This window comes from Caulobacter sp. FW305-C-30-S16 (assembly GCF_058783025.1).
On sequence record NZ_JBYSYH010000004.1, the window covers coordinates 150,088 to 171,046 of the forward strand.

A 20,959-nucleotide genomic window follows, 5' to 3' on the forward strand; every position below is an offset into this window, starting at 1 on the left:
CGCGGTCAGACCTTCATTTTGTAGCCGGTGTGGAAGATCCACCGGATGACGAGGAGGCAAGCAATCAGGAAGCCGAGGATGGCGGCCAGACTGATGCCGATGTTGACGTCGGCCTTGCCGTAGAAGGCCCAGCGGAAGCCGCTGATCAGATAGACCACCGGGTTGAACAGGGTGATCTTCTGCCAGACCGGCGGCAGCATGCTGATCGAATAGAAACTGCCGCCGAGGAAGGCGAGCGGCGTGATGATCAGGGTGGGCACGATCTGCAGCTTCTGGAAGTCATCCGCCCAGAGGCCGATGATGAAGCCGAACAGGCTGAACGTCACCGCCGTCAGGATCAGGAAGCCCAGCATCCAGACCGGATGGGCGATCTCGAACGGCACGAACAGCCGGGCCGTGGCCAGCATCAGCAGACCGAGCAGCACCGATTTGGTCGCCGCCGCGCCGACGTAGCCGATCACCGTCTCCAGCCAGGAGACCGGCGAGGACAGCAGCTCGTAGATCGTCCCCGACCACTTGGGCATGTAGATGCCGAACGACGCGTTGGAGATGCTCTCGGTCAGGATCGCCAGCATGATCAGGCCCGGCACGATGAAGGCGCCGTAGCTGACGCCGTCGATCGCGGTCATCCGGCTGCCGATGGCTGTGCCGAACACAACGAAATACAGCGAGGTCGAGATGACCGGCGCCAGGATGGACTGCATGAGGGTGCGGAACCAGCGCGCCAGTTCGAAGCGGTAGATGGCCTTCACGCCATGGAAGTTCATCACTGCGCCCTCACCAGATTGACGAAGATCTCCTCGAGGGAGCTTTCCTCGGTGCGCAGATCCTTGAAGTCGACGCCCTGTTCGCCCAGCCGCCGGAGCAGGTCGGCGATGCCCGTCTCCTCGGCCTGGGCGTCAAAGCTGAACACCAGCTGTGTCCCGTCGGCCGACAGCTCCAGCGCCTCGCCCGCCAGCGCCGCCGGCAATGCGGCCAGCGGCTCGCGCAACTGCAGGGTCAGCTGCTTCTTGCCCAGCTTGCGCATGAGCACGTCCTTGTCCTCGACCAGAACCAGCTCGCCCTTGTTGATCACCCCGATGCGGTCGGCCATCTCCTCGGCCTCCTCGATGTAGTGGGTGGTCAGGATGATGGTCACGCCGCTGTCGCGCAGGGCCCGGACCATCAGCCACATGTCGCGGCGCAGTTCGACGTCGACGCCGGCCGACGGTTCGTCGAGGAACAGGATCTTCGGCTCGTGGCTCAGCGCCTTGGCGATCATCACCCGGCGCTTCATGCCGCCCGACAGCGTCATGATCTTGTTGTCCTTCTTGTCCCAGAGACTGAGGTCGCGAAGGATCTTCTCGATGTAGGCGGGGTTGGGCGCCTTGCCGAACAGGCCGCGGCTGAACTTCACCGTGGCGATGACGGTCTCGAAGGCGTCGGTGCTGATTTCCTGCGGCACCAGCCCGATCTTGGTGCGGGCCTCGCGATAGTCGCGGGCGATGTCGTGGCCGTCGGCGATCACGGTTCCGGTCGTGGCGTTGACGATGCCGCAGACGATCCCGATCAGCGTGGTCTTGCCGGCCCCGTTTGGCCCCAGCAGGGCGAAGATCTCGCCCTTGCGGATGTCCAGATCAACGCCCTTCAGCGCCTGGAAGCCTCCGGCATAGGTCTTCGACAATCCGGCGATGGAGATGATCGGCTGCACTCAAGGTCCCCCGGCGATGGTGCGGAGATAAGGGGCCGGGCAGCCACTGACCAGCCCCTGCCCTACAACTGTTTGAACCAGAGTCACCCGACCGCGTTCTGCATCCGAGAAATCAGGACGGATCGGGCGCGCCCCGATGTCATCGGGGGATCCATGGTCGAAATCACAACGCTGTCCGAGTTGACCATCGACGGCAAGCTGTCGCTCGGACGCTCCGCCTCCAGCAAGGACCTGTTCCTGTACTCCAGCGACGAGCTCAAGGCCTGGTTTCACACCCAGCGGGCAGCCAATGACGCGATCATGGTCGGCGCCAACACGGTCCGCACCGATGATCCTGAACTCACGGTGCGACACGTGCGAGGACGCAATCCATTGCGGGTGATCCCCTCGTCTGACGGACGCCTGCCTCCAGACTGCACATTGCTGAACGACGGCGTTCCGACGCTGATCGCGGTGTCGGCGCGCGCGACGCGCGGGGCCATCGAAGCGCTGCGCGCCCGCGACCATGTTGACGTCATCATCTGTGGCGAAGACCAGGTCGATCTCGCGGCCCTGATGGCGGTTCTGGATGCGCGCGGCGTCAAGACGATGATCGCGGAAGGAGGCAGCGAACTGCTCTCCAGCCTGTTCAAGGCGGAACTGGTCTCAAAGATCATCATCAAGCACATCCCGGTCATCGCCGGCAGCCCGGACGCGCCGACCTATCTGAACGGCGCGACGATGGCCCTGTCACGCTGGCGGCTGGTTGATCTGTTCATCAAGGGCGGCATCGGCGTGTCGGTCTATCGGCCTTCGGACGCGTGACATGATCGTCGGGAAGGAAGCGCCCCTCACCGCCGAACGGAGGTCCCCGGCGGCTCCGGTCGTCTACGACGCACGGATCGAACCCCTGCACGACAACGCCGACGAGGCGCTGGCGACGCATGTCCGCCACCAGGCGCTCATGCGCTGCTACCAGGCTCGCTATGTCCTGCTGCCCGATGAACGTCCGGAAGGCTCGATCGCCGAACACCTGGCGACGCACTACGCGGCGGACCGGTTGCAGGCGCTGGATCGGCAGCGCGCCATTCTCGAGTCTGACCTCATTGAGCCGTTTCAGGTCGCCGCACGCGCGGCCTCCGGCGACGGCGACATCCTGGCCTACGCCGAACGACTTATCCCGGATCTACGGGCCGTCACGGTCGACCCCTTCCTTCAAGCGCTCGCGTCAAACGACCATCGCGAGCACCACTACCGGAACTTCCTGCTTCAATCCTCGGCCGACCTGCTGGCGGAGGCTTCCGCATCGGCGCTGGGCGTCGTCGGCGAGTTCGGTGCGCCGCAGTCAGCGCTTTTCCGGATCCTGATCGACGAGTTCGGTTATGGCGTCCATGATCGAAAGCACAGCGTGCTGTTCCGCGCGACCATGCGTTCGGTCGGTCTGGACGACACCTACAACGGCTATTTCAGCCTGTTCGACACCAACACCCTGACGCTGCACAACACGATCCACTTCCTCTTCCAGAACCCGCGCAACATCTTCCAGCAGATCGGCTTCCTGCTGTTCGCCGAAACGGCCTACCAGCGCTCAACACTGTTCCATGCGCAGCACCTCGGACGCTTTCATCCGCAGGCGGACGCCCGCTATTTCGCCGAGCACGCGCACATCGATCTGCACCACACGCGGATGGTCGTGGACGAGGTGATCTCACCGCTCATCGAACGGTTCGGACCTGAGATCGGCGTTGAGTTCATCACCGGCGCGGAGCTTACGCGTGACGTCTTCGCCCGCTCCGCGGCGGGCCTGCTGGGCCTCGTCGCGGCCTTCGAGGCATCGCCGTCGGCTGCATACGGCCTGGGCCGGCGCGACGGCCGGCTCGTGACTCCGCGCACGCCGGGCATCGCGGCAAAGGCCCGGGTGCAGGTCGGGGCGATCGGGGCGGTCAGCGCCGCGGAGTTCGAGGCCTTCCCCCACGGGTCGACCGGCCGGCTGGCGACAGCCTCGTGACGGCGCGGGTCTGGATTGGCCAGGGGCTGCCGCCGATCTGGCGCGACGGTCAGGAGTATTTCCTGCTCGGCGTCGACGAACAGCTCTACCTCGTCCGCAACGCCTGCCCGCATCGGGGCGCCCCGCTCAAGTTCGGCCGGGTTGACGACGGGAACCGCATCATCTGTCCGATGCATTACAACGCCTTTCCGGTTGAGACCCTGCTGTCGCAGCCGACAACCCTCCGGCTCGACGCCGCCCCTGCAGCGCTGACCCATGAACAGACGTAGATTTCCGGTCACCCTGTTCTACGAGGACGGCGAGCTGAAGCTGGCCAATCTGGTCACCGTCAGCCGGGCGCTGCTGATCCTGCCTGTCGCTGCGCTCCTCCTGGCCCATCGAATCGCGCCGGCGCTGGCGCTTTACGTCCTGGCCGCGCTGACTGACGCCGTCGACGGCTGGATCGCGCGGCGCAGCGGACGGGCGTCCACCTTTGGAGCGCAGCTGGACGCTGCGGTCGACAATCTGTTTTCGTTGGGAATTCTCGCCTTTCTGACGCTCGCCTTCCCCGGAATCTGGGACCGGCACGGCATTGCGCTGCTGATCCTGTTCGGCGGGCCGCTGCTCTACCTTGCGGTTTCCTGGGCGATGCGCAGGCGACTGATGATGTTCCACTTCTGGTCTGCAAAGGTCGGGGGGCTGCTGCTGTTCTGCCTGTGGCCGCTGATGGCGGTGACCGGTGTCGAAGGTCTGGTGACTTTGGCCGCGGCGGTTGTCGGCTTCAGCCGGCTGGAACAGACCGCATTCATGGTGCGCGGCGGCGAGGACCTCGATGCTCCGCACGGGTTTGTCGCCGTTCACCCCTCATCACCCGCCTGACGAGCGAACCGGCTTCCCCGAAGGCGCCCGCACGGCTAGTTTGCGCGCTGCATCGGGTAAGGGACCGCGCCGCCCGCAAGGGATCGCGCGGCAGACAGCATGGCGGCCGGTCCGCGCGCGCTGATTGTGGCTCTGACCATGATGGCGTTGGCGATCTTTTCAGCGGGCGCAGCGCTGGCGGCCGGACCGCAGGTGCTGTCGCCGATGGAGGAGCGCGCCTGGCGTGACGCCTTCGCCGCCTCGGCGCGGGCCGATTTCGACACCGCCGACGCCGCCCTCGCCCGCACCCGCGACCGCAGCCTGGCCGGACATCTGATGCTGGAGCGTCTGATGCATCCGACCGGCTACACCGCCACCTGGTCGGAGCTGAACGCCTGGCTCAAGGCGTATGGCGACCTTCCGGGCGCCGAACGGGTCTACGCCCTGGCGCTGAAACGCAAGCCGGCCTCGGCCGCGACGCCCAAGCCGCCCGCCTTTATCGAAGTCTCCCGCATGTGGGGCCGGGTGGAGACCGCGTCCGGCCTCGCCGGCGGACCCGCCAGTCCCGATCGCGGTCGCGCCGCGCGCGAAGCCTACTATTCGGGCGACGCCGCCCGGGCCCTGGCGCTAGCGCCCGCCGCCGGAGAGCGGTGGGTGGCCGGCCTGGCGGCCTGGCGGCTGGGCCGGTACGAGGAATCCCGCGCCTTCTTCCGCGCCGTAGCCATCGACGAGGATGTCGACGACTGGCTGCGCTCCGGCGGGGCCTTCTGGGCCGCCCGGGCCTCGACGATGCTGGGCGAGGCCGACCAGGCCCTCGCCTTCCTGCGGATGGCGGCGAAGACCCCGCACACCTTCTACGGCATGGTCGCGCTGCGCAGCCTGGAACTGAAGGGCGCGCAGTTGGGCGACGCCGAGCCCCGTCTGCGACCGACGATGCGGGCGGCGATCAGCCGCTACGGCTTCGATCGCGTCGCCACTACGCCGGCTCTTCCGGCGGTCGACAGCTTCGTCAAAACCGACCCGAGAGCGCGCCGCGCCGCCGCCCTGATGCAGATCGGCCGCGCCAAGGACGCCGGTCTCGAGCTTCGGGCCGGCCTGACCCTGGCGAAGACCCCGGCCGAACGACAGCTCTGGCAGGCGCTGATCCTGGCGCTGAACGCCCCGATCACCACCGCCGCCGACGCCGCGCCGCCGCCCTCCCCGCGCCGCGCCGCCGCCCGCCGCCGTGGGCCTGAGGACTATCCGACGCCGGACCTGTGGCCCGAAGGCGGCTTCACGCTCGACAAGGCGCTGGTCTACGCGCTGGTCTGGAAGGAAAGCCGCTTCAACGCCTATGCGGTGTCCGGCGCCGGGGCCATGGGGCTGATGCAGGTTCGGCCTGTGGCGGCGGCCCGCGCCGCGGGCGACGACAAGCTGCTGGTCAATCCCCTGCCGCTGCTGGATGGACCGACCAACCTTCGGGTCGGCCAGGACTATTTCATCTGGCTTATGGAGCGGGCGCTCGGCGGCGGCCCGGAAGCCTATGACGTGCTGCGCGCGGTGGCGGCCTACAACGCCGGCGCAGGCACGGTTCTCAATACGCTGAAGAAGGTCGGTCCAGGGGCGGACAGCCTCCTGGTGATGGAGAGCATGCCGGCGCTCGAAACGCGCGACTATGTCGAGAAGGTGATGGTCGCCTACTGGACCTACAAGCGCCGCTTCGGCGGCGAGACCAACACCCTGGACGCCGTGGCGCGCGGCGACCGGATCATCGACCTGAGGCTGGATAAATAGCCCTCCTCTCCCGCGCGGGAGAGGATCATTGAACGGAATAAGCCCGGCTATCCAGCCGTCGGACACGGCCCAACGCCATCCCGAACCGGTCTCGCCGGATCAACAACGCCCGCTGATCGCCGAGCCGCAAGGGCCACCACTGCGCCGACCGGAACCGTGCGGCCCTGCCGCCCGCGTTCTGCAGATGCGCCGCAGCCTCGGCGTCCCAGCCGGTTTCGAGTCGAAGGTCCGCCGGCAGCAGCAACAGCCAGTCGGCCTTCGCCGCAGCCACCGCCGCCGCAAGGCCTGCCGCCCGCTTGGCTCCCGCGTCCTCGACGATATCCAGGGTCGCGTCGGTCGACCCGCCGTCGACGACGATGACCTCCGTGACGATCGCGTCCACCGCCGCCGGCACCAGCGCCGCCAGGCAGGCCGACAGGGTGCGTTCGTTGTTCAGGGTCTGGACGATGACGGAGATCATGCCGCCTTGGAGCGCGCCGCATCGCCACGGTCAATAGTTCTTGTTTTGTTCCGTCCCGGGGTGTTCAATTCCGGCATGGCGTCTCCCGTTGCATCGGTGAAGGGCCGTGGCGCGCGCAGCAACGCCACGAGCCGGTTCGTATCCGCGCAACGCGAAGCGTTCGACGACGGCTGGACGCTGGAAGACCCCCAACCGGCGCAGATCCAGACGGTCGTCCTGCCTGATCGCGCGAAGACCATCATCACCCGCAACAGCAGCCCGGACATTCACTTCGACCGGTCGATCAATCCCTACCGGGGCTGCGAGCACGGCTGCATATACTGCTTCGCCCGGCCCAATCACGCGTACCTGGGCCTCTCGCCCGGACTCGATTTTGAGACACGGCTGTTTTTCAAGCCGGAGGCCGCGCGGCTGCTGAAAGCCGAACTGTCGCGCAAGGGCTATGAACCCCGGCATATCCAGATCGGCGCCGACACCGACCCCTACCAGCCGCTGGAGCGCAAACTGCGGGTGACCCGTCAGGTGCTGGAGGTGCTCCGCGCGTTCAACCATCCGCTGACGATCATCACCAAGTCGAACCTGATCAGCCGCGACGCCGACATCCTGGGCGTCATGGGCAAGGCCGGCCTGGCGCGGGCGGCGATGTCCATCACGACCCTCGACCGCAGGCTGGCCCGCAGCATGGAGCCGCGCGCGGCGACGCCGCAGCGGCGGCTCGATGCGGTGCGCACCCTCACCGACGCCGGCTGCCCCGTGACGGTGATGTTCGCGCCGGTCATCCCGGGTCTCAACGACCACGAACTGGAGGCGGTGCTGGAGGCTTCGGCGCAGGCCGGGGCGACGGCGGCCGGCTATGTCATGGTCCGGCTGCCGCTGGAGATCGCCGACCTGTTCCAGGAATGGCTGAAGAGCGATCATCCCGACCGGGCCGAGCGGGTGATGTCGCTGATCCGCCAGACGCGGCGCGGGAAGACCTACACCGCCGACTGGGGCGTACGCGGTCGTGGCGAAGGACCGCTGGCCGATCTGGTCGCGGCGCGGTTCCGGGCCGCGCGCCGGCGTTACGGGCTGGAGCGGCCGAGAGAGTCGCTGAATCTTGCGGCGTTCCGTGTCCCGCCGAGGACCGGGGACCAGATGGATTTGTTCGGCTGATCCCCCCTTTTCCGATGTGGCCGCAGGAGCCGCCCGGTGCACGAATACAGCCACATCGCCAACGGGAAGGCTGAACATGCGCATTGTCATGGCAGGACTTGTTGCGGCGGCCAGCTTTGCCTTGCCCGCCCAGGCAGCGCCGTTCGTGGCGGTCGATGCATCGCCCGGTTTTGTCGCGATGCTGGATCGTGGGTCCGTCAAGCCTGTCGGCGATCAGCTCGAAGCTGAAGCCCTCGTCATCGCCGCATCGGGTCAGGTGATGATCGCCCAGGTCAGCTTCAGCTGCGGTCGCCGGGCCTGGCAAACGCGATCGGAGCGCATGGTCAAATCTGATCTCACAACCACGTCGCCAAGGCTCCTGTCCGGACCGGCACAGACGGTTTCACCTGGCTCGATCGGCGAGTCCCTGCTCGAGATGGCCTGCTTCAACCGCCTCAAGAACCAGACCGGCGGCTGGAGTCGTCCGAGCCTGAAGGAGGCCATCGACGCCGGCCGCGCCATCATGGCGCGAGAGGCCGCTGCCAGGTGACCGGCTAGCGGCTGAACACCCCGACCAGCTCCACGTGCGGCGACCAGAGGAACTGGTCCACGGGCAGCACGCGTTCCAGGGTGAAACCCGAGTCAATCAGGATGCGTGCGTCCCGGGCGAAGGTCACCGGGTTGCAGGACACGCCGACGACGCGGGACACCTTGCTGCGGCCGATTTCGCCGGACTGTTCGAAGGCGCCGGCGCGGGGCGGGTCGAAAACCACCGCATCAACCTTGGCGAGGTCCTGGGCCAGCATCGGTCGCCGGGCCAGGTCGCGGGCCTCGGCAGTGATCGGCTTCAGGCCCGGGGCGCTGGCTGTGGCGGCGCGCAGGGCGGCGATGGCGGGCGCCGCCGAGTCGGCCGCCAGCACCGGCGCGACCATCGCCAGGCGGAAGGTGAATGTGCCCACGCCGCAATAGAGGTCTGCGACCCGGTTCGCGCCTTCGACGGCCTCGACAGCGAACGCCGCCATGGCCGCCTCGGCCTGCGGGACCGCTTGAAGGAAGCTTCCGGCCGGCAGGGCGACGGTCGCCGGGCCCAGTCGCACCATCGGCAGACGCGCCTGATAGACCATCTCGCCAGCGAGGGTGACGCGCGCGAAATCGCCGGCGGACGCCGCCTCGGCCGCGCGCATGCGGGCGTCGGCCGACAGGCCGCCGCTCTTGCGCTCAACCCCGGTCACGTCGACGTCGATCCCGGTCGCGGTCCAGGTCACATGCAGGGTCGGGGCGGATTTCGGGTGCTCCAGGAACGGCCGCGCAAGCAGCCGCAGGGCCGGCAGCGCCGCCACCAAGCGCGGGTCAGCGATGACACAGGTGTCTATGTCCACCAGCGACCAGCTGCGCCGCTCCTTGAATCCCAGCTTCACACCGCCCTTGCCGCCGCGGGCGTGCAGGGCCAGCCGGCGCCGCGAACCCGGCGGCGAGGCGAAGGTCGGCAGAATCTCGGTCTCGATATGCTCGTGGCTGAGCGCGGTGCGCACCAGCTCGGCCTTCCAGCGCAGGTAGGGCGCCGCGTCCCAGTGCTGCAGCGCGCAGCCGCCGCAGACCCCGAAATGCGGACACGGCGGCGTAACCCGGTCCGGACTGGCCTCGACCAGCTCGACCATTTCGGCGCGCTGGCCGTCGCGGCGCGCGCGAACGCGCTCCCCGCCCAGAGTCAGCGGAACGAACAGAGGGCCCGGCGCCAGGCCGTCGCCCTGGGCGCCCACGCCTGTGACAGTAATGTCGATCAGATCGGTCAACCGAAACTCCAAACGGAACCCACCGCCCCCGATAGCATTGTTGGGGAGCGACACGGCGGGCAATCGGTCCGCCACATGAACGAAGATGAACGGGCCGCTCAACGGCCGTTCAGGTTGGCCCCGCCATCTTCTCACCATCAACGGCGAGTCAAACTCGCCTCAGAAGCGAAGGGAGCGCGTTATGCGCACCATCCTGTCAATTTCCGCCGCTATCGCCATCGCCGCTCCGGTGTTCATGGCGCCGACGTTCGCCGACGCGCAATCGGCCCGTAGCTACGGCCGCGGCGATGTCTGCAGCTATCAACGCAAGCAGGCCGGCAACAAGGGCACCGTCACCGGCGCCCTGATCGGCGGCGTCCTCGGCGCGGCCGTGGCCAGTGAGGGCGTGAAGACCGAAGGCGCCGTGCTCGGCGGCACGGTCGGCGCCGTCGCCGGCAACCAGATCGCCAAGCGCAACTTCAAATGCGGCTCCTATCCCCAGCGGGTCAGCGCCCGCCGCAACAACTGCAAGTGGGTTCAGGAGTATTACGGCGGCCGCTGGCACGGCTTCGAGGTGTGCCGCGCCCGTGACGGCTATTGGCGTCCGAGCGGCCGGGCCTAGGCCCGACCGTCGAACGCTCCTGTACGATCGAGGACAAGGGAGAGCTCCATGACGATCCGTTCCACACTGACCCGCGGCGCCGCCGGACTGGCCGCCGTCGCCATGATCGCCGGTCTGGCGGTGGTTCCGACCACCGCCTCCGCCCAGCCCTATTCTCCGGGCGCGAGCGGCTATGACGGCGGCTACCGCTACGACGCCTGTCAGCGGGAGCGGACCGGTCGTGGCACGGGGGGCGCGCTCGTTGGTGCAGGTATCGGCGCGCTCGCGGGCGGCAATATCGCCGCGCGCGGCAACCGCACCGAAGGCGCCGTCCTTGGCGGCCTCCTCGGCGCGGTCATCGGCGCCAACGTCGGCAAGACCGCAGCCGCCTGCGAGCCCGGCCAGCCGGATTCGTATCAGCAGGGCTACGCGGCGCCGCCTGTCCAGGACGGCTACTACGGCTACGACGACGGTCGCAGCGGCTATGCCCAGGGGGGCTACGCCCAGGGCGCCTATGACCCCAGGTATGGCGACGATGACAGCTACGGCTACAGCGACGGTTACGCCCGTCCGGTGGCTGACGCCCCGTCTGCGGACAACTGCTCGCTCGCGGAGAGCCCGATCTATCTGCCGGACGGCCGGGTCCAGAAGCGCTTCGTGCGCGTCTGCCGTGACTCGAGCGGCCGCTATCAGGTCGTCGACTAGGCTTTCAGGACCTTCCTGTGAGGAGAGGCCGTCCGCATCGCGGGCGGCCTTTTCCTTGTCAGGCCTTCCGCGCCCAGAGCAGGAACTCGTGATTGCCGTCGCCGCCGGTGACCGGGCTGTCGCCGGTCTCGCGGACAGACCAGCCTTCGCCCTCCAGCCAGCCGGCCACCGCCTCCAGTGCGGCCTGCCGAACCGCCGCATCCTTGACGATGCCGCCCTTGCCGACCTTGTCGCGACCGACCTCGAACTGCGGTTTGACCAGCGCGACGAGATCCGCCCCCTCCTCCGCCAGCGCCAGGGCGGCCGGCAGGGCCTTGGCGAGGCTGATGAAGCTGACGTCGGTGACGACCAGGCCTGGAGCCTGCGGGATCAGCGAAGCGTCCAGTCCCCTGGCGTCCGTCCCGGACAGGTCGACCACGCGCGCGTCATCCGCCAGTGACGCGTGGAGCTGGTCGCGGCCGACATCGACCGCATAGACCCGCAAAGCGCCTCGCGAGAGGCAGACTTCGGTGAACCCGCCCGTCGAGGCCCCGACATCGAGCACCACCCGGCCCACCACAGGAACCGGCCAGATCGACAGCGCATGCTCCAGCTTCAGCGCCCCGCGTCCGACCCAGCGATGGGCCGGCTCGGCGACCAGGACAGCGTCCTCGTCAACCGCTTCCGAAGGCTTGCCGACGCGCCGGCCGTCCGCCGTCACGCCCCCTGCCGCGATCGCCGCCTGCGCCCGCGCGCGGCTGTCGAACAGACCACGCTCGACGAGCAGCAGATCGATGCGTCGCTTCAGGACCGCACCCTCGGCACGGCGTCGAGCCACCGGGCGTAGGCGGTTTCGCGCATGCGGGAGTCGTCGGTCGGGATGACAGACTCGGTGTCCGGTCGCGCGGCGGCGGCTTCCTCCACCGTGCTGAACAGGCCGGCGCCCAGGCCCGCGAAAAGCGCCGAGCCCAGGGCGGTGGTCTCCTGATAATTGGAGCGACAGACCGGAAAACCGGTCAGGTCGGCCAGCCGCTGGGAGAACCAGGCGCTGCGGGACATACCGCCATCGATCCGCAGCTCGGCCTTGGCCCCGAAGGCATGCGGTGCGTCGGCGCGCATCGCCTCGATCAGGTCGCGGGTCTGCAGCGCGCAGGCGTCGAAGGTCGCCGCCGCGATCTCGGCCAGGCCGGAATCCCGGGTCAGGCCGAAGATCCCGCCCCGCGCCCCGGCGTCCCACCAGGGCGCGCCGAGGCCGGTGAAGGCCGGCACCACGACCACGCCGCTGTCGGCCTTGGCCGTCTGCGCCAGCGCCTCGGCGGCGGCAGGACCGCCCGGAATGCCGAGTTCCTCGCCGAGCCACTGGATCGCCGCGCCGGCCACGAAGATCGAGCCCTCAAGGGCGTAGGTCGTCCTGCCGTTGACCCGCGCGGCCACCGTCGTCAGCAGCCGCGACCGGCTGAGCGCCTTCAGTTCGCCGGTGTTCAGCAGCATGAAGCAGCCGGTGCCGTAGGTGGCCTTCATCTCGCCGGGGCGAACACAGCCCTGCCCCATCAGCGCCGCCTGCTGATCGCCGGCCACGCCCCGGATCGGCACGGGTCGGCCGAGGATGGACGGGTCGGTCTGGCCATAGTCGTCCGCGCAGTCGAGCACCCGGGGCAGCAGGGCGGCGGGCACATCGAACAGCTGCAGCATCTCGTCCGACCAGCGCTGGGTTCCGATGTCGAACAACAGGGTGCGCGAGGCGTTGGTGGCGTCGGTGGCGTGAACCTGTCCGCCGGTCAGTTTCCAGATCACCCAGCTGTCCATCGTGCCGCACAGCAGCTGACCCTGCTCGGCGCGCGCGCGGGCCCCCGCGACGTGGTCGAGCAGCCAGGCGATCTTGGTCCCGGAAAAATACGGATCCAGCAGCAGGCCCGTGACCTCGGTCACCCGCTCCTCGGCGCCGGCCTTGATCAGACGCTCGCAGGTCGAGGCCGTGCGGCGGTCCTGCCAGACGATGGCCGGCGCGATAGGCTGGCCGGTCTCGCGATCCCAGATCACCACTGTCTCGCGCTGGTTGGTCACGCCGATGGCGGCGATATCGGACACCGGCCGGCCGACCTTCCCGACCGCCTCCCGCAGCACCTCGACGCTGGCCGTCCAGATTTCGTCGGCGTCATGCTCGACCCAGCCATCGTTCGGATAGCTCTGGTGCAGCGGCCGGCTGGCGTCGGCGAGCGCGTGACCCTGGACGTCGAACACGATGGCGCGGGTGCTGGTCGTTCCCTGGTCAAGCGCCAGAATCAACGCATCGGCCATACGATTCGACTCCCCTGACGATCTTCCTGTCGTTTAAGCATGTTTTCACGCGGTGGGAGCAGGGTCATGCTTCGAGTCCGCGAGCCGGGACGGGGCCCCAAGTGACCATCGCCGCAGACGCCGCCGATCTTCTCCTGCTGGCGCGAAGCCGGCATCCGACGGACCGCGAGCGTCTCCTCAACGCCATCGTCGCCCTCTGCGACAAGGCCGACATGGATGAAGTCGCCCAGCCGCACGTCCGCGAACTGATCGGCGCGGTGTTCATGACCATCGTCGGCGAAGCCGAACGCGACATCCGCCGCCGCCTGGCCGAGAAAATCGCGCCCGCGCCCTGGGTCCCTGCGGCCCTGGTCAACGTGCTGGCGCTCGACGACATCGAGATCGCCGCTCCGGTCATCGCCGCCAGCCCGGTGCTGCAGGACCACGACCTGATCCGCCTGCTGGTCGAGTCGACCCTCGACCACCAGATCGCCATCGCGCGCCGGGGACGACTCGGCGCGCCCGTCGTCGAGGCCATCCTGCGACAACAGGAGCCCGCGGTGCTGACGGCCCTCGTCGGCAACGACACGGCCGAGGTGACCCCCTCGGCGATGGATCGCCTGGTCGACCATTCGCGCGCCGTCGCGGCCATGCGCTCGCCGCTGGCCCGCCATCCGCGCCTGTCGTCGGACATGGCGCAAAGACTGTATCTCTGGGTCGGCCAGTCCCTGCGCAGCTCACTGGTCGAACGGTTCAGGCTCGACCCCGCCGAACTGGACGCGGCGCTGGCGCTCAGCGTGCGTGAAGCCCATGCCGCTGTCGAAGGCCTGCCGCCGGCCCAAGCCAGATCCGACGCCGAGCGCGAAGCGCTGGAATGCCGACTGGTCGACAAGCTGAGCGACGCCGGTCAACTGCGACCCAGCTTCCTGCTCCGGTCGCTGCGCGAAGGACGGCTGACGCTGTTCGTCGCCGGGATCACCCGGCTGGGCAACTTCGAGGAAGATCATATCCGCCGGGCGATCAACAGCGATCGCCCCGAACTGCTGGCGCTGGCCTGCGCCGCGATCGGCGTCGACCGGGGAGCCTTCCCGACCATTCTCGAAGCCGTGAGGGGCCTGAACCAGGGCCGGCCCGGCGGCGGGGCCGAAGCCGGACGCCGTGCAACAGGGGCGTTCGGACCCTTTGATCCCGATATCGCCGGCGTCGCCTTCCGCAAGGCTGTCTCCACCGTTTGACAAGCCCAGCGGCATAAGGCCTTGCTCGCGGCCAATGTTCAGCACCAAGCCCCATACCAGCCGCATCACCTTCGTCGCCAGCGATCGGCCCGAGGCGCAGGACGCGCGCACCCGGCTGATTGACCGCTACGGCGACGCCGGCGACGGCGCCCAGGTCATCGTCGCCCTCGGCGGCGACGGCTTCATGCTGGAAACGCTGCATGGCGTGATGGCCGACGGAAAGCCGATCTACGGCATGAACCGCGGCTCCGTCGGCTTCCTGATGAACGAGTATAGCGAGGACAGCCTGCTGGAGCGGATCAACGCCGCCGAGCGGGCCGTGATCCATCCGTTGACGATGGTCGCCATCGACTCAAAGCGCAAACAACACCGGGCGCTGGCCATCAACGAGGTGTCGTTGCTGCGGCAGACGCGCCAGACGGCCAAGCTGCGCATCTCCATCGACGGCAAGGTGCGGATGAGCGAGCTGGTCTGCGACGGCGCGCTGGTCGCCACGCCCGCCGGCTCGACGGCCTACAATCTGTCAGCGCATGGCCCGATCATTCCGATCGACGCCCGGGTCATGGCCCTGACGCCGATCAGCGTCTTCCGGCCCCGCCGCTGGCGCGGGGCGCTGCTGTCGCACACGGCGCGGGTGACCTTCGAGGTGCTGGAAGCCGACAAGCGTCCGGTCAGCGCCGTGGCTGACAACGTCGAAATCCGCGATGTTCTCGAGGTTCACGTCTCCGAGGATCGCGCGGTAAGCCTGTCGATGCTGTTCGATGCCGGCCGGAGCCTGGAAGAGCGCGTGCTGGCCGAACAGTTCTCGGCCTGACGCGACCACACCCGGCGAATTTCCGAAGATTCCCGTCTCATCCGTTGTTAACCCAGATCGCCTAGCGTCTCCCTCGTAGAACGCCAAGGGAGGCGACGCGTGAGCGACAATTCGACGGTTCAGGTCATTCAGGCCCCGAACACACTTCGCCTCAAGGTCGGCGGTCGGCTGGGGGGCATCGACCCTGCGGCGATCGCCAAGGCCGAGGCCGCGCTGAAGAGCCTGTCCGGCAACTTCGCTGAATGGCTCAACGACGAGCTGGTCAAGCTCGATGCCGCCCGCCAGCGCATTCGCAGCGAAGGCCTGACCGTTGAAACGGCCGAGGGCCTCTATCTGCGCGCCCATGACCTCAAGGGTCTCGGCGCCACCTACGAGTTCCCGCTGGTCACGCGCATCGCCGGATCGCTGTGCAAGCTGATCGATGACCCCGAGTCCCGCCTCGAGGCGCCGATGTTCCTCGTTGACGCCCACATCGACGGCATCAAGGCGTCCGTGCGCGGCAACATCCGCAGCGAGGATCACCCGGTCGGCCGCAAGCTGGTCGAGGAACTTGAAGGCCGCGTGGCTCAGCTGACGCCCGCGGGCTAGCGAAACACCGCCTTCGGAATGTGAGTGACGCGACAGGCGAGGTCCGCCTCGCCTGACAGCGCGATCCAGTGGTCGCCGCCATCCGCCAGTCCGGTCGTGAACACCACGCCGTCCAGATACATCCGTGATTTCAACGGCTCGGTCAGGGTCGGCGCAGGCTCCAAGACCGCCGCCTGGTCCTCAAGCCGCAGGATTTGCGTCGGATCGGCAGCGTCCAGCAAGGCCCAGAACGTGCGGTAGATGCCCACCGCCCCGCCGGCCTCAACCCCGTGATACAGCACCAGCCAACCCTCGGGCGTCAGCACCGGCTGTGCTCCACCGCCGACCTTTTCGCTGGCGAATGCGCTCTTGCGCGCACGGATCCCGCCCGCCTCGATCGGCTTCCAGTGCAGGGCGTCGGGCGAGCGCGCGAGATTGATGGACGGTCCGCCGCGGCAGGCGCTGTCCGGCGGATAGGCGAAATAGAGCCCGCCGAGCGGTCGGGTCAAAGCCCAGAATGCGCCGTCGATGAGCCCCTCGAACAGCAGCATGTCCTTGTTCTGATGATCCAGGACCATGCCCGCCAGGTCCCAGTCCAGGCCGTTGGCGGAGGTGTAGAGGCCTGTCGACTGGCGGTCGGCGCTGATGCAGCAGGCTGTCATGTACCAGGTCTGGCCGATCCGGCTGATGCGCGGATCCTCGACGCCATACTCCTGCCAGCCGACGCGGGGGCCGATGGCGCGGTCATAGTGGACGGCGACCACCGACAGGCCGTCGGGCGACAACTCCACCGGCAGCAACCAGGACAGCGACGTCAGCCCGATCAGCGGGTTGGCCTGCCCCGTCAGACGGAAGACCCGCGGGTCGCTGATGTCGACGCCGGCGAGCGGCCATTCAACGAGATGATAGCCGCGCTCGGGCGTCCATCGGATCGCGCGGATGACCTGGCCGGTCATCGGCTCGACCAGCGCCTCGGCCACCCTGACCATCATCAGCAGGTTGCCGCCTGGCAGCACTCCCAGACCGGGGTTGAAGGCGCCGAGGACGAAGGTCGATCCCGGCGCCAGGCCTCGCCGCAAGGGAGAGCGCGCCAGATCGACGTCATCGGGCGTGAAGATCAGGCGGTCGGTTTCGTAGGCCATCCGGTCGCAACGGGTGCGGAGCGGCGCCGTTCCCCCGCCCTGCCCCGGACCGGAGCGGACGGCTCTAGGCCCGGATGTTGCTCATCGGCTCGATCACCGGGCCGTAGCCGGCGTCAGGTGGAATCACCAGCACCGCGCCGGTCTCGCGGCGCTCGACGACCGGCAGGACCGGGACCAGCGTACGGGCGCTCGCGCGATCGATGGCGTCCTGGGCGCTCGTGGCCTCGGCCAGCAGCTGCAGGTTCATGCGGGTCGGGAAGATGATCGTTCGCTCGCCGGCCTTCTCCATCTCCAGGGCCTGGGCCGGCGGGATCCATTCGGCGTCGACGGTTTCATAGCCGTCGCAGACGGCGAGCTGTTCGCCGGTCGCACGCACGAGGTAGAACCAGGTATCGAACCGCTTGGGCATCATGTCCGGCGTGATCCAGCGGGCGAAGGTGGTCAGCGCCGGCAGGTCCAGCTTCACGTCCAGCTCACGGATCAGATCGAGGAAGGGGCGCTCGTCCTTCGACACCGACTCGCGCGCTGCACCCGCCCGGTCATCGCCCGTGAACGGACGGCCGGCGGCGTCGTTGGCGATGATGATCGCGGCCTCTTCGTAGGCCTCACGAATGGCGGCGATGCGCAGCGGCCGCTTCTCCGCCGGCGTGGCTTCCCAGCCGGTCACGTAGTCGGCCCAGGCCTCGTCGTGGTCGCCCGCGTGGGTCTTGCCGCCCGGGAAGACCAGGGCGCCTGAGGCGAAATCGATCTGGTGGTGCCGCTTGACCATCAGGACCTCAAAGGTCGGGTCATCGCGGACGAGCAGGATGGTGGCGGCGGGGCGGATAGCGACGGGTTCACTCATGGGCGTGAGGATCGCGCCTCAAACACCCGTTCGGCAAGCCTCACGCGACGTCAACGGTCCGACGGCTCTCGCGCGAGATGCGGTCCATCTTGTCGATCAGATAGTCGACGTCATCGCGCGCCGTGCCCTGTGGCTGGGTCAGGAAGCGCTGCAACATCCGCTCCTGGAAGCGCTCCCGGTCGCGCAGACCACCGTCGAACTCCATCGAATGCCATGTGTCGACGCCGGCCCGGAAGGCGGTGAACAGCCGCGCGGGCAGACCGGCGCGGTCGTAGATGGCGCGCAGACCCAGCGGTCCGGCGTCATGGATCATCAGCCAGGTCCGGTGATGCGGCACGCCCGCCAGTTCGGCGATCGCGCACTCGAAGAAGGTCATATGGCCGTGCGCCAGCGACCGCAGCAGCAGCGAGGCCGTCAGCCTTTGAACCTTGTTCAGATGCGCCGCGAACGCCTTCGGGTCGGCGGCCCGGCCGGCCTGGTCAACCAGATCGACCGTCGCCCGCTCCGTCGCGCCGACGGCTATGGTCAGCGCGGTTTCCGGTGAAAGGGCGTGATTGTTCAGCAGGTGCTCACGGACCTGGTCGCCGACCATGCTGATCAGGCGCTCGGTCACAGCCAGCGGCAGCACGTTGCGGTAGGCGACCGCCGCCAGCACCTGTTCGGACTTCTCGAACCGGTCAAGCGCCCGCTGCAGGACACTCTCCGAGAACGCCGCGTTGTCGTTGGCGCAGGCGGTCTCGACCGCCGACTCGCCGCCGAAATCGACGATCGCCCCGGTGACCTTTTCCGACAGCACGGGGCGCTTGGCGATCGCCACCTGGCGCACGGGTCCGCCGAGCCGGACAATCTCGGCCAGGTCGTCGTCGGTGAACACCGGCGAGAAGTTCAGCAACGGCAGGGAGATGGACTCCACATCCCGCGCGAGCTTGAGCGCCACATCGTGCGGCAGAACGTCCGACGACTTCAGCGTCACGGCCAGTGCACGTCGCACCAGCTCCGCGGCGTCGGCCGCCATCACACGCAGGATGTCGGCGGCGATCGTCCGCTCTTCGTCGCTCAGTTCCTCACGGTCGATGGTGCGGCACAACTTGTGTGCGGCGACGGCCCTTTCGTCAGCCGTCGCACCCTTCAGAAGGGTGCGCAGATCCACATCCGTCAGTGCCGCCCGTGTCGTGCCCATATCGATCCCCGCCCGGCTTCGCCGACGCTGCGTCGATCATCGATTGTTAGGCTTAACGATTGCTGACCAGGGATTAACTCTCCTCCTTCACGGCCCGCAAACTCCCCTCCCCTAGTGTCCGCGCGTGTCCGAAGGGAAATCCGTGTCCGCATCAGCCGAACCCGCACGCGCCGTTCGCGGCGGCGACGCCGTGACCCTGCAGTCGCTTGAAGCGCAGCGGGGCCTTCTGCCGTATGCGCTGACGCTGTTCGGGGTCAGTCTGCCGATCTACGTCTGGGCCGGCAGTTTCGCGCCCAACAGCGTGTGGATGGCCGCCAGCTTCGCCGTGTTCGCGATCAACTGGGGCGCCTTCTACGCGGTAGTGAACTGGCTTCGCACCGACGACGGCAAGGATGTGGCGCGCCGGGCGCGGGTCCAGATTCTCGGCGGGTTGCTGTGGTCGGGGGCCTGCGCGCAGATCGCCGCGTTCGCCGAGGGCGCCGGGCCGGCTCGCGAAGCCCTGCTCATGGTTTCGGTCGCGGGCGCCGTGGCCTGCTTCTTCTTCACCGCGCCATCGCTGGCCGGCCTGCTGATCGTCGGGCCGGTCGCCGCCGCCGCGCCGTTGATAGGCCTGTTCCGCCACACCGACAGCCGCCCGGAAGGCATGCTGGCCTGGGGCGCCCTGGCCTTGACCATGGCCCTGTGCCTGATCCTCAACCGCCTGCTGCGGGGGCAGTTCGCCCTGGCCGCCGAGCGCGAAGCCCTGATCGCCGAGCGCGCGACGTCGCTGGAAAAGGCCGAGCGGCTGGCCCGCTCCAAGTCGGACATCGTCTCGACCCTCAGCCACGAAATCCGCAACGGCCTGACCGGCGTCACGCACGTGCTGGCCGCGGCCGTGGGTCAGGGCGGTCGCGCCGCGCCGTCCCGCGAACAGTTGGCCGCGGCGCTCGACGCCGCCCAAGACCTGGTCTCGGTGCTCAATGCGACGCTGGACTCCGAGACCGCCGAGGCCGGACGGCTGGCGCTGGAGCGTGAGCCGTTCGACCCCGTCCGCCTGACCCGCGATCTGGTGCTGTTGAACCGGCCGCACGCCGCCGCCAAGGGCGTGGAACTGGCCCTGCATGTCGAACCGGCGCTCGAGACCGCCGGCGCCGGCGCGGTGATCGGCGATCTGACCCGCACCCGGCAGGTGTTGTCCAATCTGATCGGCAACGCCGTGAAATACACGGTCCGCGGCCGTATCGAGGCGCGCATCGAGCGGCGCGACGGCGTGATCGCCATCGCCGTCGCCGACACCGGCCCCGGCCTGTCCGCCGACGAACTGGAACAGGCCTATGAGCCGTTCCGCAGGGTCGAGCGCACGGGCGCGGGCATTCCCGGCGCGGGTCTCGGCCTTTCGCTGGCCCGCCAGTTGGCCGGGCTGATGGGCGGCGCCCTGACCGGTCAAAGCGCCCTGGGCGTCGGAAGCTGCTTTACGCTGGAACTGCCCTGGAACGAGGCGGCGATCGCCCACGGCGAGGACGGCGAGGCCTTCAGCGCCCCGGCGGCGCCGTCCCCGCCGGGACGGCCGTTGCGCGTGCTGGTGGCCGAGGACGACGCCCTGAACGCAGCCATGCTGCGGGCGATCCTGGAGCAGCTCGGCCACCAGGTCGTCGGCGCCAACAATGGCCGCCGCGCGCTGGAGCTGGCGCAACTGGCCGACTTCGACCTCCTGATGCTCGATGGCCGGATGCCGCAGATGGACGGCCCGGCGACCGCCGCGGCCATCCGCGCCCTGCCGACGCTGATCGCCTCGGCCCCGATCATCGCCGTGATCGGCGGCGACGCCGACGAAGCCCGCGAATGTCTCGCCGCCGGCTGCGACACTGTCTTGCGCAAGCCCGTGACGGTCGCCGGCGTGGCGCGCGCCGTCGCCGACGCCGCCGCCCGCGTGGGCGGTGAGTCCAGAAGTGCGGCGCGTTCCGTGGGGTGACCCCTTTCCCGGCC

At 68.5% G+C, this 20,959-nt stretch carries 22 protein-coding genes; 13 read left to right on the forward strand and 9 right to left on the reverse strand.

Features of this window, described 5'->3' with window-relative positions:
* Positions 1 to 5 precede the first annotated feature (5 nt).
* Together AC3WJT_RS15310 and AC3WJT_RS15315 are read right to left on the reverse strand one after the other, a co-directional pair.
* Complete coding sequence (locus AC3WJT_RS15310) at positions 6 to 767, reverse strand: ABC transporter permease (protein ID WP_492343999.1); 762 nt, start codon at positions 765 to 767, stop codon at positions 6 to 8.
* Positions 767 to 1,690, reverse strand: coding sequence for an ABC transporter ATP-binding protein (locus AC3WJT_RS15315; RefSeq protein ID WP_492344000.1), 924 nt, complete (start codon positions 1,688 to 1,690; stop codon positions 767 to 769). The genes AC3WJT_RS15310 and AC3WJT_RS15315 overlap by 1 nt, the downstream gene beginning before the upstream one ends.
* Before the next feature lie 153 nt (positions 1,691 to 1,843).
* On the opposite strand from AC3WJT_RS15315, the gene AC3WJT_RS15320 reads away from it, so the two are divergent.
* The 5 genes from AC3WJT_RS15320 (at position 1,844) to AC3WJT_RS15340 (ending at position 6,287) form a co-directional block, all read left to right on the forward strand.
* Positions 1,844 to 2,494, forward strand: a complete 651-nt coding sequence (locus AC3WJT_RS15320; RefSeq protein ID WP_492344001.1) for a RibD family protein — start codon at positions 1,844 to 1,846, stop codon at positions 2,492 to 2,494.
* A gap of 1 nt (position 2,495) precedes the next feature.
* Positions 2,496 to 3,677: an iron-containing redox enzyme family protein gene (locus AC3WJT_RS15325; protein ID WP_492344002.1), complete on the forward strand. Its 1,182-nt coding sequence runs from the start codon at positions 2,496 to 2,498 to the stop codon at positions 3,675 to 3,677.
* Entirely contained in the window at positions 3,674 to 3,946 is a 273-nt protein-coding gene (locus AC3WJT_RS15330; protein WP_492344003.1) for a Rieske (2Fe-2S) protein, read from the forward strand. Before AC3WJT_RS15325 ends, AC3WJT_RS15330 begins: the two co-directional genes overlap by 4 nt.
* Positions 3,933 to 4,535, forward strand: coding sequence for a CDP-alcohol phosphatidyltransferase family protein (locus AC3WJT_RS15335; RefSeq protein ID WP_492344004.1), 603 nt, complete (start codon positions 3,933 to 3,935; stop codon positions 4,533 to 4,535). The genes AC3WJT_RS15330 and AC3WJT_RS15335 overlap by 14 nt, the downstream gene beginning before the upstream one ends.
* 99 nt (positions 4,536 to 4,634) lie before the next feature.
* On the forward strand, positions 4,635 to 6,287 hold the full coding sequence (locus AC3WJT_RS15340) for a transglycosylase SLT domain-containing protein (RefSeq protein WP_492344005.1): 1,653 nt from the start codon (positions 4,635 to 4,637) through the stop codon (positions 6,285 to 6,287).
* Positions 6,288 to 6,312: 25 nt separating this feature from the next.
* On the opposite strand, the gene AC3WJT_RS15345 is transcribed toward AC3WJT_RS15340, so the two are convergent.
* Positions 6,313 to 6,747, reverse strand: a complete 435-nt coding sequence (locus tag AC3WJT_RS15345) for a glycosyltransferase (RefSeq protein WP_492344006.1) — start codon at positions 6,745 to 6,747, stop codon at positions 6,313 to 6,315.
* A 75-nt stretch (positions 6,748 to 6,822) separates the two neighbouring features.
* Between AC3WJT_RS15345 and AC3WJT_RS15350 the strand changes: the two genes are divergently transcribed.
* Both AC3WJT_RS15350 and AC3WJT_RS15355 read left to right on the forward strand, forming a co-directional pair.
* Complete coding sequence (locus AC3WJT_RS15350) at positions 6,823 to 7,899, forward strand: PA0069 family radical SAM protein (RefSeq protein WP_492344007.1); 1,077 nt, start codon at positions 6,823 to 6,825, stop codon at positions 7,897 to 7,899.
* A 76-nt stretch (positions 7,900 to 7,975) separates the two neighbouring features.
* Entirely contained in the window at positions 7,976 to 8,428 is a 453-nt protein-coding gene (locus AC3WJT_RS15355; protein ID WP_492344008.1) for a hypothetical protein, read from the forward strand.
* Positions 8,429 to 8,432: 4 nt separating this feature from the next.
* Here the strand turns inward: AC3WJT_RS15355 and AC3WJT_RS15360 are convergent, their stop codons facing one another.
* A complete protein-coding gene (locus AC3WJT_RS15360) occupies positions 8,433 to 9,662 on the reverse strand; it encodes a class I SAM-dependent RNA methyltransferase (protein WP_492344190.1) in 1,230 nt (409 codons plus the stop codon).
* Positions 9,663 to 9,852: 190 nt separating this feature from the next.
* Between AC3WJT_RS15360 and AC3WJT_RS15365 the strand changes: the two genes are divergently transcribed.
* Positions 9,853 to 10,272, forward strand: a complete 420-nt coding sequence (locus AC3WJT_RS15365) for a glycine zipper 2TM domain-containing protein (RefSeq protein WP_492344009.1) — start codon at positions 9,853 to 9,855, stop codon at positions 10,270 to 10,272.
* Positions 10,273 to 10,320: 48 nt separating this feature from the next.
* The gene (locus AC3WJT_RS15370) at positions 10,321 to 10,956 is read left to right on the forward strand and encodes a glycine zipper 2TM domain-containing protein (RefSeq protein WP_492344010.1); all 636 of its coding nucleotides are present in this window, start codon (positions 10,321 to 10,323) and stop codon (positions 10,954 to 10,956) included.
* Positions 10,957 to 11,014: 58 nt separating this feature from the next.
* On the opposite strand, the gene AC3WJT_RS15375 is transcribed toward AC3WJT_RS15370, so the two are convergent.
* Positions 11,015 to 11,773, reverse strand: coding sequence for a TlyA family RNA methyltransferase (locus AC3WJT_RS15375; protein ID WP_492344011.1), 759 nt, complete (start codon positions 11,771 to 11,773; stop codon positions 11,015 to 11,017).
* Positions 11,740 to 13,233, reverse strand: coding sequence for a glycerol kinase GlpK (gene glpK, locus AC3WJT_RS15380; RefSeq protein ID WP_492344012.1), 1,494 nt, complete (start codon positions 13,231 to 13,233; stop codon positions 11,740 to 11,742). The genes AC3WJT_RS15375 and glpK overlap by 34 nt, the downstream gene beginning before the upstream one ends.
* Before the next feature lie 101 nt (positions 13,234 to 13,334).
* On the opposite strand from glpK, the gene AC3WJT_RS15385 reads away from it, so the two are divergent.
* From AC3WJT_RS15385 to AC3WJT_RS15395, 3 genes are all read left to right on the forward strand, one after another.
* The gene (locus tag AC3WJT_RS15385) at positions 13,335 to 14,447 is read left to right on the forward strand and encodes a DUF2336 domain-containing protein (protein ID WP_492344013.1); all 1,113 of its coding nucleotides are present in this window, start codon (positions 13,335 to 13,337) and stop codon (positions 14,445 to 14,447) included.
* 34 nt (positions 14,448 to 14,481) lie between these two features.
* A complete protein-coding gene (locus AC3WJT_RS15390) occupies positions 14,482 to 15,261 on the forward strand; it encodes an NAD kinase (RefSeq protein WP_492344014.1) in 780 nt (259 codons plus the stop codon).
* 99 nt (positions 15,262 to 15,360) lie between these two features.
* Positions 15,361 to 15,849: an Hpt domain-containing protein gene (locus tag AC3WJT_RS15395; RefSeq protein WP_492344015.1), complete on the forward strand. Its 489-nt coding sequence runs from the start codon at positions 15,361 to 15,363 to the stop codon at positions 15,847 to 15,849.
* Here AC3WJT_RS15395 and AC3WJT_RS15400 read toward each other — a convergent pair.
* The 3 genes from AC3WJT_RS15400 to spbR all read right to left on the reverse strand — a co-directional run bounded on the left by AC3WJT_RS15400 (position 15,846) and on the right by spbR (position 18,994).
* The gene (locus AC3WJT_RS15400; protein WP_492344016.1) at positions 15,846 to 16,970 is read right to left on the reverse strand and encodes a glycoside hydrolase family 130 protein; all 1,125 of its coding nucleotides are present in this window, start codon (positions 16,968 to 16,970) and stop codon (positions 15,846 to 15,848) included. The two genes, AC3WJT_RS15395 and AC3WJT_RS15400, sit on opposite strands and share 4 nt — an antisense overlap.
* Before the next feature lie 64 nt (positions 16,971 to 17,034).
* Positions 17,035 to 17,814 (reverse strand): NUDIX hydrolase, encoded by a 780-nt coding sequence (locus tag AC3WJT_RS15405; RefSeq protein WP_492344017.1) that lies wholly within the window; start codon positions 17,812 to 17,814, stop codon positions 17,035 to 17,037.
* A 40-nt stretch (positions 17,815 to 17,854) separates the two neighbouring features.
* Positions 17,855 to 18,994 (reverse strand): pole-localized protein SpbR, encoded by a 1,140-nt coding sequence (gene spbR, locus AC3WJT_RS15410; protein ID WP_492344018.1) that lies wholly within the window; start codon positions 18,992 to 18,994, stop codon positions 17,855 to 17,857.
* 142 nt (positions 18,995 to 19,136) lie between these two features.
* Between spbR and AC3WJT_RS15415 the strand changes: the two genes are divergently transcribed.
* Entirely contained in the window at positions 19,137 to 20,945 is a 1,809-nt protein-coding gene (locus AC3WJT_RS15415; RefSeq protein ID WP_492344019.1) for an ATP-binding protein, read from the forward strand.
* The last annotated feature ends 14 nt before the right edge of the window (positions 20,946 to 20,959 follow it).